Origin of the sequence: Salirhabdus sp. Marseille-P4669 (genome assembly GCF_900240405.1) — a bacterium.
In the GTDB taxonomy this organism is placed as follows: Bacteria; Bacillota; Bacilli; order Bacillales; family Alkalibacillaceae; genus OEQK01.
The window spans coordinates 305,840-319,800 of sequence record NZ_OEQK01000002.1 but is presented as its reverse complement, the minus strand read 5'-3'; the positions used below and the strand labels follow the sequence as shown (position 1 = coordinate 319,800).

Here is a 13,961-nt window from a genome sequence, read left to right as displayed (position 1 = left end):
TCACGTTTCCACATATTTCGCGGGATATTTTAACGATTTTCCTCTTCCGAAACCTCTTTACTAATAATCGGTTCACTCTTTTTACGCTCTTTCTTATTTGTAGGAATTTCAATATTCTTTACGAAGAAGTAAATAAGCAAATGCCCTATTCCTACTATTGCGAGTATATATGGAATGGCTTCTTCCGCATCGAAAAGAAACGTGGCGAATAGAAACAATAAAATGGAAAAAACCCGTCCACCATTTAAAAATACTTCTTTTACAACAATGTACTCAATTCGCATTTCCTTTGCTTTCCAGGAAGAACCAATTACATCATAGGAAAGAGATAAATATGGCACATAAATGATTGGATAAGCTGTACCAATGATTCCAGCATAAATAAGCAAAACAGTGTAGCTATCAAAGAAGAAAATTAACGAAACAGAGACATACAAAATTAAGCCACCGATAAAAATGGCTCTTTTTCGCATATTAGGCTTTACTAACCTCGTTACTAAATAATAACAAATGAAAGAAAAGCCAGAGTATATTAGATTAAACGTACCTAGTGATAATTCACTGTCGGTTATTAAAAATACCCATATAGAGATCACAAAATGAAATGTGCCTTCTCGTAATCCTTGGGAAAAGTTCGCATGAAGTACTCTTCGCCAATTTTTGTTCTTTTTTCGCTGTTTTAAAACCTCCCCAAAACCAAAGCTTCCTTCTACACTTCTTCGATTTATAAATAAACTAGCAACGACAGCAATTACAAATAAGGTTAAGGATATAGAGAATATGGTTGTATAGCCTGTTGTTGATTCCATTCTAGAAATGATATACCCTGCACTAAATGGACCAATCATTCCTCCAAAGGATTGTAGTAAACCAAAAAAGCCATTAAAAAAGTCTCGTGTTTCTGGTTCTGTAATTTCAAATGTTAATACATTAAATGCAAGCCAATAAAAACCATAGCCTATCCCTAAAATAGAACCTAAAACAATATTATATTTCGCTGCTTGATCACCTACTAGCAGAACAGTCATAAAAAAAAGGGATAAAAAAGTGACTCCTAGTCGAAGTACAATTACTCGATCTACTTTTTTAGCCCATCGACCTGCAATAATAAATGTAATCGGCTGTAAAATATATACCGCTAAATTATAAAAAGCAATTGTAGAATATTCCCCTGCCTGCTTCCAAAGAAATATGTTTACAAACGTATTGGATAAAAAAATACTTATCGAATACAATCCACCAATGGTTAAAAGCAATAACAGATCTCGGTTTAATTCTACATTGCCTACAACAGATTTTATGCCTTTATTCATTATGTCAACCCCATTTCTCTCTACTACTATTTTCTTCAATATAACGTTAACTATTCAGTAAGAGAGAAAAGGTTAAAAAACAATAGCCCTTGTTGGGAATTCTACTTACATGACGAACTACATGTTCACATGTCACTTATCCAAAACAGAAAAAGAAGAGCTATGTATGCTCTTCTTTTTTCTTATTATTTATCCTATTATTTTGCAGCTTGGTAACGTTTTTCTACTTCATCCCAATTTACTACATTCCAAAATGCTGAAATGTAATCAGGACGACGGTTTTGATAATTTAAGTAATAAGCATGTTCCCAAACATCTAAACCAAGAATTGGTGTTTTACCTTCCATTAATGGAGAGTCTTGGTTTGGAGTGCTTGTTACTTCTACACTTCCGTTATTTACTACTAACCATGCCCAACCAGAGCCAAAGCGTCCTTTTGCTGCATTAGCAAATTCTTCTTTAAATTTATCAAAGCTACCGAATGCTTCGTTGATTTTTGTAGCGACTTCGCCAGTTGGCTCTCCTCCACCATTTGGAGAAAGAATTGTCCAGAACAAGCTGTGGTTAGCATGTCCACCACCGTTATTACGTACAGCAGTACGAGCTGATTCAGGAACCGCATCAAGATTACGAATTAACTCTTCTAAAGATTTACCTTCAAGATCAGCATTACCTTCGATTGCACCATTTAAGTTTGTTACATACGTATTATGGTGTTTTGTGTGGTGAATGTTCATTGTCTCTTTGTCAATATGTGGTTCAAGTGCATCATATGCATAAGGTAATTCTGGAAGTTCAAATTTACCCATTAAAATCTCCTCCTTAAAATTATGTATCGATATCGTCACATATATATTTTGACAAATATGTGAAAATACCTTCCATTCAAGATTAACAAGGGAATCTTTTTTCTGCAAGAAATTTGCAATGGATTCCCTACTTTTTATTTATAACCATAAAAAGTATTTTCAATCACCATTTGGCCTTATCTCCCTTTTATCTCTTTTTCCTTGCTTGATTTCTATTTTAAACGAAATACCAATTTGACAAGATAGTAGCCATTGCTGTAGCTAAATGAAAAAAGAGCAAGCAGTTTATCCTGCTTGCTCTTACTCTATAGAAAGGAGATTAAGTTTTTAATGAAATGGTGGCTCGGGACGGAATCGAACCGCCGACACACGGATTTTCAGTCCGTTGCTCTACCGACTGAGCTACCGAGCCATAATGAGTTTAATTGATAATCTACACTTTCAAATTCTTTTTCAGTCCGTCACTCCACACTCAGAATGATTATTCTAGAAGCGTTTCGTGTGGTGCGCTGAAGATAATACTCTGAAGCTTAATCGATCGTGCTCTACCGACTGAGCTACCGAGCCATTTCTGTTTAGTATGTATACTCATACTAACTTTATGCTTGTCTAAAATAATATGGCGGAGGAAGAGGGATTCGAACCCCCGCGGGCTTTGACACCCCTGTCGGTTTTCAAGACCGATCCCTTCAGCCAGACTTGGGTATTCCTCCGTAATCTAATGGTGGACCCTGCAGGACTCGAACCTGCGACCGATCGGTTATGAGCCGATAGCTCTAACCAGCTGAGCTAAGGGTCCATTAGAATAATGTAATGGGGCGACTAGTGGGAATCGAACCCACGAATGCCGGAGCCACAATCCGGTGCGTTAACCACTTCGCCATAGCCGCCATTTTATTAAATTATATGGTAGCGGCGGAGGGGATCGAACCCCCGACCTTACGGGTATGAACCGTACGCTCTCGCCAGCTGAGCTACACCGCCATTTTGGCTCCACAGGTAGGATTCGAACCTACGACCGATCGGTTAACAGCCGATTGCTCTACCACTGAGCTACTGTGGAATAATATTTTTTCTTTTATGAAGCGACGAAATATAATTTACCATGTAATTTTACATCTGTCAACACTTTTCAAAAAAGAAATAGTAAAAATGACAACAAAATGAATATAGCATGTCCTTGTATAAGATTCAAGTAGTTTTTTAGTATTTGTAAAATTTAAATATATTTTAAGGCCATTAGTAAAACCAATGGCCTTAAAACGTAAAGCAATTTTACTTATCTTCTTCTGTTTCTTTGCCGATTACTTCTTGAGCGATGTTAACTGCATGATCCCCTATTCTTTCTAGGTTACTAATAATGTCAACAAATACAATACCTGCTGAACCAGTACATACACCTTCATTTAAACGCAAAATATGCTTCTTACGGTACTTTCTTTCCATTTGGTCAATTTGTTCTTCTTTTTCAATAACTTCTAATGCTGCCTTTCGATCCATCTTCCCAAACGCGTCTAGGGATTGTTTAACAGTAATTAATGTTAAGTTAAACATATCATTTAAATCTTCTAGTGCTTGTTCTGTCAAATTAACTTTATTAGATATTTTATAATCCACTAATTCTACGATATTTTCGAAATGGTCACCAATTCTTTCAATGTCTCGTATATTGTCCACAACGGAAGAATGTAAAGCAGTTTCCGTATCTGTTAAGGAATTTCGAGATATTTGAGCTAAATAATCGGTAATTTTTCGATCTAGATTGTTTATAGCATCTTCCAAACCTAAGGCAAGTTCGGCATGCTTTTGTTGATTGTTATTTAAATAGTTAAAGGTTTCCTCTAAACCTTTAACAGCAAGCTCACCCATTCTTAAGGACTCATCCTTTGCTTGTCCTAATGCAATCGCTGGAGATTGCTGAATAATAAGCGGGTCTAAATGTCTTGGTTTATAATCAATTTCATTTTCTCCAGGTACAATTTTTGTAACAACCGTTGCTAATAGTCCAATAAACCAAACTTGTAGAAGCGTATTCGTAACATTAAATGTTCCATGAGCAAACGCAATTGTCATCTTTGGTCCCAAGTCAAATATTTGTTGGAAATACTCAATTAACATTGTAAATGGTACTAGTAGGAGCAGGAAAATGGTAGCTCCAATTAAATTAAAGATTACATGGGATAAAGCCGCACGTTTTGCAGCAACACTTGCACCAATAGATGCTAAGACAGCTGTAATGGTTGTACCGATATTGTCCCCAAATAATACTGGCAAGGCTGCATCAAGCAGTATTGCACCTTGATCGAAAAGCTCTTGTAAAATACCAATTGTCGCACTGGAGCTTTGAACGATTACGGTAAAAATCGTACCAACGACTACACCTAGTATTGGTATTTCACTCATGTTTACAGTTAAATCAGTGAAAGCCTTTAATGTTCTTAACGGCTTCATACCATCAGACATAAGGGATAGACCGTAAAATAGTGCCCCTAAACCAAATAACGTTTGTCCGAGGTATGTAATGTTCTTTTTCTTAAAGAAGAAAATCAAGAAAGAGCCAAGCGCAATCATTGGAAGCGCGTATTCATCAACATCGATACCAATAATAAATGCTGTTACCGTTGTCCCGATGTTTGCCCCCATAATAACACCGATTGCTTGACGCAACGTCATAAAACCAGCATTTACAAGTCCAACAGTTAATACAGTTGTTCCGGAACTACTTTGAATTAATATCGTTACTAAAAGTCCCGCCAGTACACCCATAAACGGATTTGTCGTAAATTTATCTAAAATATCTCGTAAGCGGTCACCCGCAGATTTTTGAAGGCCATCTCCCATATATTTTATCCCAAACAGGAATATACCGAGACCTCCAACAAATTGAAATATAAGTTCTTGAATTTCTGATCCACTCAAACTCTTCAACCCCAATCAATTCTATATATCTTACTAAGATAACCCATACCATTATGATGCTACTGCAATTCTTTTGTAAAGGGTTTTTTAACAAATTTACAATGTCTTTACAATTGGCATTATGCTTTATTTGTTTTTATCCTTTGCTATAAGTCGACTACTTTATACAAAAGTTTTACACAAAAAAACCTTGGTACTACATGTACCAAGGGTTTTCGTCTCATTGATTTTTAACAACAGATGTTAACGACTGTCCTAAAGCTGCCAATTGTGTACGAATTTCTTCTGTTTCCTCTAAAGTTGACTGCTGTAATTCAAAACTTGTAAACAATTTATTCACTAGGCCTACATTATCTTCAATATGATTTTGAAATGACTGGAAGGCTTTCTCTAAATCAGGTAATAGAGATTCTGTTTGCTCTACTTCTTTCATCGACTGATCAATTTGATTGGTTACGTCTTGTATTTCTCCAGCAAGACCTGTAAATGTCTCACTAGAGTTTTGAGCAATATGTACGTGATGCGATAATTCGTTCAACAATTGTAAAAATTGTTCCGAAAAAAACGTACCAATTTGAACGGTAGCATTCATTTTCGTATCGATTTCTATTGCTGCATTTCTAGAGTTTTCGGCTAGGTTTCGAATTTCATTTGCAACAACCGCGAAACCATTTCCATTTTCTCCAGCTCTTGCTGCCTCAATTGTAGCATTTAAAGAAAGTAGTTTAGTTCGTTCTGCTAATTCCTGAATCATCGTACCAGCTTTTTTGATGTTCGTGGTATGGTTTTGAAACTCATCAATTTTTTCCGACATGAGTTGTACACCTTCATAAAACTTTTCCAAAGCTGAGACGATTAATATTACATCTGAGGAGCCCTTTGCCAAAGAATCATTCATTTCAACCTGTTTTTTATTCATTTTGTAAAATTGGCTTTTTAGTACCTCAAACGTGTTTTTAAGCTCTTCATATGTTACTTCATAGCTAGAAAATGTTGCCGTAATCTTTTCGGATTCCTTAACAACATTCTTCAAATCCCTTTTCATCATTGTTTGACTTGAAGTTAGTTTATCAGATGAAGCAGAAAGCTCATCGCTAGTCATCGTAATTTGTTGGACCGCATTCTCAATATTAGAAAGCATGGTTGAAATTGTGTTGATTAACGTTTGATAGCTTTTACTTAATGACCGAATCTCTGGCACATTCGTTTTAACCGAGTGGGCATGATCAAATTCCCGATTCCGAGCTTTTTTCATTTCCATTCTTAGCGTAGCTAAAGATTTGGTCATCTTTCGAATTACAATGGAAGTGATTACTATAATAATTACAATACTTACAACTCCGATTGTTAAACTATATGTTGCCAGCTCATTTGCCGAATGCATCAAATCCGATTTCGGAATAGCAATAATATAAGTACCTTGCAATTCTTGTATTTCATCAAAAGAAAATAAATAATCTTCTCCATTCCAATTACCAATAAAAGAGTTTGTCTTTCCCTCAATTACCTTTTTTACAATACTTGATTCTAATTCCATTGTGGAGGCCTTGCGATTTTCGACTCCCACTAATCCATCTTTAAGATTCAACATTAAAATAGGATTAAAATCATCCTCCATTAATTGAATACGTTGCTCTTCTATGGATGAATACAATTGCCTTTTAAACTGCTCTTCATCATGAAGGAATGCATATTTTAAATTGCGCGCACTTTCTTTCATTAAAAAAATTTCTCGCTCTAACCTTTGATTCACTAATGTTAACTGGCTATCATTTGCTTTTGAATAAGATAAGATACTAACGGTTCCGATTGAAATAAGGAACATACTAATAATAGCTACAAGCAATCGGGATTGAAAAGAAAACTCGAATTTTTTATTTCTCTTAAAGCGGTGTCGAAAATGTTTGATCAATGAAAGCTCTCCCCTTTTTTACCAACAAATACTAAATATAAGTATGACAGTTAATTGTTAACGGGGAGTAAAAGCTTCATGAAGGTTTGGTTAATTTTCGACAATTTCTACTAAAATCTTCGTTCCATCAACTTGGACAACTTTTATGGATTCATTTTTCTTAATCCATATACCATTGGAAATAGCACTATAATCTTTTCCATTAATTCGAATCGTTCCAACTGGTCTTAAATCTGTCAAAGCAACTCCTACTTTATTTATAAGCTCTTTATATTCTTTATTTAAAGAACTATAGCCACCCTCATTCGTTAAACGATCCATTAAAGCCATGCGATCCCACATATTTCTTTTCGGAAATATTTTTAAAAAAAGGAAACTTGCGAACGTCCCTAGAATTACTCCTATAACAGCGTACATTCCCGTAACCCAATTAGATGTTGTTAAACCGACAACGAGGAGCATTAAAATAATGGCGATAACCGAAAGAGTACCGTCGTTTAGTAATTTTCCATCTATTATTATTAGAATGATGGCAAACACAAATATGCTTACGACAATCAATAAATTAAAGGAGGAAAGGTGTGCGCTAAAAAACAGTAAAATGAATCCAAATCCTAAGATTCCGGAAATACCTTTCAATTTAACCATAAATTCACCAAGTAAAAACATCATACCTAAAAATGTAAGAATAAATGCTGCTAAACTAGATTCTAAATCCAACTTTGAACACCTCACTTTTACTAACTTATACGAATTGCTACATATAAATGTTTCAATAATATTTATTTTACACGACCACCCATTATAGTCGAATGTTTTATGAAGGGGGAAAACGATGCGATTTTATAAAAAGGTTATTTTATTTATTATTTTACTGCTTTTTGTACGGAGCGTTATACATGACTTGTCTGTTGGAACTTTTTCCGAACAAGTCCCTTCCAATAAGGTAACGGAAGAGTCAAGTGGCGAAAAATCAGTGGTCGAAAGTCCTCCAATCGATTCCACAAAAGCGAACGCGCCAAACACGATGCCAGTAGACCCTTATCAAAAGATTTCGTATACAGTTCAGGCTGGGGATACCGTATTATCAATAACGGAACAAATCAATGAAGGACATGTTCCAATCCAGCAATTATTACTCGATTTTGAAAAGCTAAATCCTGGTGCTAATCCCCATGAAATACACATTGGGGAAACGTATTTCTTTCCAATTTACAATAAAGAATAATGACAAATAAGTATTTTTACTTCTCATTTACCACCTTTCGTCTTATAATAAATAAGGATATACATTACATTTTTAAGGGATAACGTAAAGGAGCGTTTTAAATGTCTCAACTTATTCACCGTAAAGATACACGACCAGTACGTGTCGGTAATATAACAATTGGTGGGAAAGATGAAGTCGTTATTCAATCAATGACAACAACCAAAACACATGATGTTGATGCAACTGTGAACGAGATTGGTCGCCTTGTACAAGCAGGCGTTCAAATAGTCAGAGTAGCTGTTCCAAATGAGGCAGCTGCAAATGCAATTCCAGAAATAAAAAAACGAATTAATGTACCTTTAGTTGCAGATATACATTTTGATTACCGTTTAGCTTTAAAAGCAATCGAAGGCGGAATTGATAAAATCCGTATTAATCCTGGTAATATTGGTAAACAGGAGAATGTTGAAAAAGTAGTTAATGCATGTAAAGCAAAAGGTATTCCGATTCGTATTGGTGTAAATGCCGGATCATTAGAAAAACATATTTTAAAGAAATATGGATATCCAACTGCCGATGGTATGGTAGAAAGTGCTCTACACCACATTAAAATCTTAGAAGACCTTGATTTCCATGACATTATTGTTTCATTAAAAGCTTCTGATGTAAGATTAGCAATTGAAGCTTATGAAAAAGCAGCAGCAGTAATACCATATCCACTGCACTTAGGAATTACAGAGTCTGGAACACTATTCTCTGGAACTGTAAAAAGTGCTGCAGGCTTAGGTGCTATCTTAAGTAAAGGTATTGGAAGTACAATGCGTATTTCTTTAAGTGCTGATCCTGTTGAAGAGGTTAAAGTTGCAAGAGAGCTGCTTAAAACATTTGGTCTTGCATCAAATGCAGCAACATTGATATCATGTCCTACTTGTGGTCGTATTGAAATTGACTTAATATCCATCGCAAATGAAGTAGAAGAATATATTTCTCAAATCAAAGCACCAATTAAAGTATCCGTTCTAGGATGTGCCGTAAACGGCCCTGGTGAAGCTCGTGAAGCGGATATTGGTATTGCTGGAGCTAGAGGAGAAGGTCTATTGTTTAGACACGGAGAGATCATCCGTAAAGTGCCAGAAGAAACAATGGTTGAGGAACTAAAAAAAGAAATTGATAAATTAGCAGAAGAATACGCTAAAAAGCAAAAAGAAGAAGAAGAAGAAATGAACGTCTAACGAAAAAAAGCCCCAGTAATGGGGCTTTTTTTCGTTAGACAAATGCGTCGATTATTAAGTGGATTACAATTGCTGCGATACCTGCAACAATCGCAATGTTACCTAGAGTGTCTGCACCTCTTCTTTTCGCCATGACACCAACCACTGTACCAGCAATACCCATAAGGAGTGGCCAAATGTTAAATAAGGCAATTAGCGACAAGACAATCGCAGCCCATCCCCATCCAGCCTCCACATTTTCTTCCATGTTGGTTTCCTTTTCTCTTTGATGCATGTTGGTTACTTCATTGGCACTAATTGCTTCGGCACCAAATTCTTCTTCCCGCTTTTGATTATTTAAATCAAAATCATCTGGAGAATGAATCGTTGTTTCATCTCCTGGTGGTGTTTGAATTTGGGCAAAGTAATTTTCTGTGTCATCGGTATAGCTTAGGTTACCACCACGATTACGGTCTAATTCTTTTTCCGTATTCATTTTGCCATTGTTTTGTGAAGTCATTCTACATTCCCTCACTTTCATGAAGAGGTACATTTCTATTGTGTGTTACCTTACCTTAACTCTTACATAGGAACTTTTGTCTACATTAGAAGGTTCTGGACAATTAAGCAACAACAAGCAACTTTGTACATATACTAAGGTTGGATAATTTAAAAAATCTGGGGATGATATGGTGAAAAGAATAATTCAGCAAATGGTAAAACAAAAAGTAAATCAACTAACAACTACGGAACTTATCCAATACGGAAAACAATATGGTTTTACATTAACAAAAGCAGAAGCAGAAAAAATTCTAAAGTATATACGAAGTAAATCGTTAGATCCTTTTAAAGAAGAGGATCGCTTAAAATTACTGAAAAAAATAGCACAAATAACCGACGATCAAACAGCCAAAAAAGCACATAAGCTATTTAAAGATATGATTAAACAATACGGAATGGAAGATATGTTTTAAATGAGTAAAAGAAAGGAACTGGAGACCATCCCCAGTTCCTGTCCATTTATGCCATGATTTTTTCTTTTAATTCTGTATCAAAGCTTTTTTCTTTAAGCATTGCAATTTCAAATGCATATGGTGCCTTTTTATTTTTCTTGTCCTCTCCCACATAAGGTGTTTCGAGAATTTTTGGTAAATGCATTAAAGATGGATGATGTACTACATAGTTTAATGCATCAAAACCGATTTTACCAAAACCAATATTTTCGTGTCGGTCCTTATGTGACCCGCGTTCATTTTTACTGTCGTTGATGTGTAGTACCTGAATGCGATCCAATCCAATAATTTTATCGAATTCTTCTAATACACCATCAAAATCATGAACAACATCATAGCCTGCATCATGAATGTGACACGTATCCATACAAACAGATAGCTTTTCATTATGCGTTACACCATCGATAATTTTAGCTAACTCATCAAAAGTTCTACCACATTCTGAACCTTTACCAGCCATTGTTTCTAATGCTATTTGCACATGTTGATCCTTCTCTAAAACTTCGTTTAACCCTTCAATTATTTTCGCAATGCCTTTTTCAGGGCCTTCCCCAACATGGGCACCTGGATGTAAGACAATTTGCTTTGCACCTATAGCTTCTGTTCGTTCAATTTCGGATCTTAAAAAGGTAACACCTAATTCAAAAGTTTCTGGCTTTGTCGTATTTCCAATATTAATTATATATGGCGCATGCACCACAACATCTAAAATCCCGTTTTCTTTCATATGTTCTTGGCCTGCTGCAATATTTAACTCTTCAATTGGCTTTCTACGTGTATTTTGTGGAGCACCAGTATAAATCATCATTGCATTTGCTCCATACGATGTAGCTTCTTCACTTGATGCTAACAACATTTTCTTTCCAGACATGGAAACGTGAGAACCTATTTTTAACATGTATACCTCTCCCTTTTGAATTCCTTATTTTTTTCTCTTAAAATCATTTCGCTTCATTCTACTTTTAATTTGCTCTGCTTGCCGTTTCATTTTCTTTTTATAGCCAGGTTTTACTTTGTTAGGCTTACGTACTTGTTTATAAGCGTCTTCCAATAACTCGTTCTCTTTCTTTTCTCTCTTTTTACGTTGATTCCAATCGGTAATTTCAACCCATGATTCATTTTTTATATCAAAGTTATGGAACGTAATACCAGATTTCTCTAGTTTTTCTATTAGGGTTATATCCTTCTCCTTATAGAAGCTTACCGCTGTACCTTCTAAACCTGCTCTTGCCGTTCTACCTACTCGGTGTAAGTATGTTTCTGCGTCCCTTGGCAATTCAGCATTGAAAATATGACTCACCCCAGGGATATCAATACCTCTTGCGGCAAGGTCCGTTGCCACAATGTATTGATATTTCAAGTCCTTTAAATTCTTTAAGGTTCTTTTACGTTCTCTTGGAGTTAATCCACCGTGGATAATACCAACATCTAATCCTTGTGCAGTAAGCTCACCTGCCAGTTCATCGGCATTTTCCTTTTTATTTACAAAAATCAAGGCTAAATAAGGATTGATCAGCTTCGTAGCTTCCATTAGCAATTCGGAAACACTACGATGACGAAGTGGGATTAAACGATGTTCCATTTTTTCAGGGGCTGGCCCTTGGTCTTGAATACGAATATGCTTCGGACTTTCCATATATTTATTTAAAAAGTGTTGTAGCTTAACAGGTATAGTAGCAGAGAATACTAGGAGCTGGACATCTCTTTGCATCCGAACTAATATTTCATCCACCTCTTGGATTAAACCAAGATCGATTAATAAATCCGCTTCATCTACTACAATAGACTCCGCTTGATAAACATTTAAGGCACCTTCCTTAATTAAATCCGAAATTCGTCCAGGCGTTCCGACAATAATATGTGGGGGCTCTTTTAGTTTTTCGATCATTTTTTGTTTATCGGTTCCACCAATAATGAGTTTAGATCGAATTTGATCTACCATTTCTCCAAATTCAATTATTTTACGCACCTCATCAAAAATTTGCATAGCCAACTCTCGTGTAGGTACAGTAATGATCACTTGTACTTCATTCTTATCTTCTTGAATACGATTAAATAATGGTAATAAATACGCATGCGTTTTACCGGAACCAGTATGAGATTGTCCAATTAAACTTTCCTTCTTTAAAGCAACGGGAATAACCTCTTGTTGAATCGGGGTAGCTTCTATAAATTTCAACTTATCTAAAACGTTGTATAAAAACGGTTGAAAATTAAAAGCTTTAAAATCGCTTTTTTTCATATTTCAATCTCCTTTTTTCTGCATCAACTTACATTATAGTAGAGTATTGGAATGTAGTGCAAGCAACTTGAGGAACATTTATGTCGTATCAAAGCTCTAATTGGTATAGTTTTCATCATGAAAATTTTTGTGTTATATGCTTTTAACCTTTATAATGATTATAGAATTGTTTTTTATACAACATTACCATATAAGTCTTACAAATAGAGAAACCTGTAAGTATCGAGAAAGTTGATATAATATGATCGTGATCGTGTTTAAGGTCTATCAATACAGACTTAGGTGATAAGAGGAGGAATTACGAATGGAAGTTGTAAAAATTGCACCAAGGGGATATTGTTACGGTGTAGTTGATGCAATGGTGATTGCACAAAACGCAGTTAAAGATAAAAACCTTCCACGTCCAATATATATATTAGGTATGATTGTTCATAACAATCACGTTACAGAGGCTTTTAAAGAAGAAGGCGTCATTACCCTCGATGGTAAAAATCGCTTAGATTTATTAGAGGATATACATGAGGGTACTGTTATCTTTACAGCACATGGAGTATCACCAGAAGTAAAACAAAGAGCAAAAGATAAAGGACTTACTGTATTAGATGCAACATGTCCAGATGTAACGAAAACCCATGATCTCATTCGTGAAAAAGTAAAAGAAGGATTCGAAATCGTTTATATCGGTAAAAAAGGCCATCCGGAGCCAGAAGGTGCAGTTGGAGTCGCTCCTGGTCATGTGCATTTAGTACAAACCGAAGAAGATGTAGATAACTTAAACTTAAAAGCCGAAAAGATTATCGTTACAAATCAAACTACTATGAGCCAATGGGATGTATATGATGTTATGCTAAAGGTTAAAGAAAAATATCCACAAACAGAAATGGTTCAAGAAATTTGTATGGCTACACAAGTTCGACAAGAAGCTGTCGCTGAACAAGCAAAAGATTGTGATTTAACAGTCGTTGTTGGGGATCCTCGTTCCAATAACTCCAATCGATTAGCACAAGTATCGGAAGAAATTGCAGGTACAAAAGCATTTCGAATTGCAGATATTTCGGAATTGAAGTTAGAGTGGTTAGAGGGTGTACAACGTGTAGCTGTAACAGCAGGAGCCTCTACTCCAACACCAATTACAAAAGAAGTAATAACGTTTTTAGAAAACTATGATCATGAAAATGCAGATACTTGGAATACATCCTCAAAAGTAATGCGAAGTAAAATATTACCGAAAGTGAAAGAAAAAAGAGCATAGAATAAAAATAATGGCATCTAAACGAAAGCCTGTCAAATTCAAAGCAATACTAGTAAAGCCGAAAACGGAAATTACGCTTC

Annotated in this window: 12 protein-coding genes and 6 tRNA genes; 4 read left to right on the top strand and 14 right to left on the bottom strand. The window is 35.5% G+C overall.

The window, feature by feature from the left end; translation table 11 throughout:
• Nucleotides 1-29: 29 nt before the first annotated feature.
• The 11 genes from C1A05_RS04615 to C1A05_RS04565 form a co-directional block, all read right to left on the bottom strand.
• Nucleotides 30-1,313 (bottom strand): MFS transporter, encoded by a 1,284-nt coding sequence (locus tag C1A05_RS04615; protein ID WP_102027012.1) that lies wholly within the window; start codon nt 1,311-1,313, stop codon nt 30-32.
• Between the two features lie 197 nt (nt 1,314-1,510).
• Nucleotides 1,511-2,122: a superoxide dismutase SodA gene (gene sodA / locus C1A05_RS04610; protein ID WP_102027011.1), complete on the bottom strand. Its 612-nt coding sequence runs from the start codon at nt 2,120-2,122 to the stop codon at nt 1,511-1,513.
• 336 nt (nt 2,123-2,458) lie between these two features.
• A tRNA-Phe gene (locus C1A05_RS04605) sits at nt 2,459-2,534 on the bottom strand.
• Between the two features lie 208 nt (nt 2,535-2,742).
• Nucleotides 2,743-2,835, bottom strand: a tRNA-Ser gene (locus C1A05_RS04600).
• Nucleotides 2,836-2,844: 9 nt separating this feature from the next.
• Nucleotides 2,845-2,921 (bottom strand) — tRNA-Ile (locus C1A05_RS04595).
• A 15-nt stretch (nt 2,922-2,936) separates the two neighbouring features.
• Nucleotides 2,937-3,012 (bottom strand) — tRNA-His (locus C1A05_RS04590).
• 17 nt (nt 3,013-3,029) lie between these two features.
• A tRNA-Met gene (locus tag C1A05_RS04585) sits at nt 3,030-3,106 on the bottom strand.
• Nucleotides 3,107-3,110: 4 nt separating this feature from the next.
• A tRNA-Asn gene (locus tag C1A05_RS04580) sits at nt 3,111-3,185 on the bottom strand.
• A 212-nt stretch (nt 3,186-3,397) separates the two neighbouring features.
• The gene (locus tag C1A05_RS04575; RefSeq protein ID WP_373419462.1) at nt 3,398-5,050 is read right to left on the bottom strand and encodes a Na/Pi cotransporter family protein; all 1,653 of its coding nucleotides are present in this window, start codon (nt 5,048-5,050) and stop codon (nt 3,398-3,400) included.
• A gap of 211 nt (nt 5,051-5,261) precedes the next feature.
• Entirely contained in the window at nt 5,262-6,953 is a 1,692-nt protein-coding gene (locus C1A05_RS04570; RefSeq protein WP_102027010.1) for a methyl-accepting chemotaxis protein, read from the bottom strand.
• Nucleotides 6,954-7,043: 90 nt separating this feature from the next.
• On the bottom strand, nt 7,044-7,673 hold the full coding sequence (locus tag C1A05_RS04565; RefSeq protein ID WP_234998336.1) for an NfeD family protein: 630 nt from the start codon (nt 7,671-7,673) through the stop codon (nt 7,044-7,046).
• 115 nt (nt 7,674-7,788) lie between these two features.
• Here C1A05_RS04565 and C1A05_RS04560 point away from each other — a divergent pair, with 115 nt between their 5' ends.
• A complete protein-coding gene (locus C1A05_RS04560; RefSeq protein ID WP_102027009.1) occupies nt 7,789-8,181 on the top strand; it encodes a LysM peptidoglycan-binding domain-containing protein in 393 nt (130 codons plus the stop codon).
• 101 nt (nt 8,182-8,282) lie between these two features.
• Nucleotides 8,283-9,395 (top strand): flavodoxin-dependent (E)-4-hydroxy-3-methylbut-2-enyl-diphosphate synthase, encoded by a 1,113-nt coding sequence (gene ispG / locus C1A05_RS04555; protein WP_102027008.1) that lies wholly within the window; start codon nt 8,283-8,285, stop codon nt 9,393-9,395.
• 34 nt (nt 9,396-9,429) lie between these two features.
• Here the strand turns inward: ispG and C1A05_RS04550 are convergent, their stop codons facing one another.
• Entirely contained in the window at nt 9,430-9,894 is a 465-nt protein-coding gene (locus tag C1A05_RS04550; RefSeq protein WP_102027007.1) for a hypothetical protein, read from the bottom strand.
• A gap of 172 nt (nt 9,895-10,066) precedes the next feature.
• Here C1A05_RS04550 and C1A05_RS04545 point away from each other — a divergent pair, with 172 nt between their 5' ends.
• Nucleotides 10,067-10,348 (top strand): DUF2624 domain-containing protein, encoded by a 282-nt coding sequence (locus tag C1A05_RS04545; RefSeq protein ID WP_159461998.1) that lies wholly within the window; start codon nt 10,067-10,069, stop codon nt 10,346-10,348.
• A 46-nt stretch (nt 10,349-10,394) separates the two neighbouring features.
• On the opposite strand, the gene C1A05_RS04540 is transcribed toward C1A05_RS04545, so the two are convergent.
• Both C1A05_RS04540 and C1A05_RS04535 read right to left on the bottom strand, forming a co-directional pair.
• Nucleotides 10,395-11,285: a deoxyribonuclease IV gene (locus C1A05_RS04540; protein WP_102027005.1), complete on the bottom strand. Its 891-nt coding sequence runs from the start codon at nt 11,283-11,285 to the stop codon at nt 10,395-10,397.
• Nucleotides 11,286-11,309: 24 nt separating this feature from the next.
• Nucleotides 11,310-12,629 (bottom strand): DEAD/DEAH box helicase, encoded by a 1,320-nt coding sequence (locus C1A05_RS04535; RefSeq protein WP_102027004.1) that lies wholly within the window; start codon nt 12,627-12,629, stop codon nt 11,310-11,312.
• A gap of 304 nt (nt 12,630-12,933) precedes the next feature.
• Between C1A05_RS04535 and C1A05_RS04530 the strand changes: the two genes are divergently transcribed.
• Nucleotides 12,934-13,881, top strand: coding sequence for a 4-hydroxy-3-methylbut-2-enyl diphosphate reductase (locus C1A05_RS04530; RefSeq protein WP_102027003.1), 948 nt, complete (start codon nt 12,934-12,936; stop codon nt 13,879-13,881).
• Nucleotides 13,882-13,961: the final 80 nt, after the last annotated feature.

Coding starts and splice junctions, on each gene's coding strand:
- C1A05_RS04535 (WP_102027004.1), bottom strand. CDS start 12,629: ATGAAAAAAAGCGATTTTAAAGCTTTTAATTTTCAACCGTTTTTATAC.
- sodA (WP_102027011.1), bottom strand. CDS start 2,122: ATGGGTAAATTTGAACTTCCAGAATTACCTTATGCATATGATGCACTT.
- C1A05_RS04540 (WP_102027005.1), bottom strand. CDS start 11,285: ATGTTAAAAATAGGTTCTCACGTTTCCATGTCTGGAAAGAAAATGTTG.
- C1A05_RS04615 (WP_102027012.1), bottom strand. CDS start 1,313: ATGAATAAAGGCATAAAATCTGTTGTAGGCAATGTAGAATTAAACCGA.
- C1A05_RS04560 (WP_102027009.1), top strand. CDS start 7,789: ATGCGATTTTATAAAAAGGTTATTTTATTTATTATTTTACTGCTTTTT.
- C1A05_RS04550 (WP_102027007.1), bottom strand. CDS start 9,894: ATGACTTCACAAAACAATGGCAAAATGAATACGGAAAAAGAATTAGAC.
- ispG (WP_102027008.1), top strand. CDS start 8,283: ATGTCTCAACTTATTCACCGTAAAGATACACGACCAGTACGTGTCGGT.
- C1A05_RS04530 (WP_102027003.1), top strand. CDS start 12,934: ATGGAAGTTGTAAAAATTGCACCAAGGGGATATTGTTACGGTGTAGTT.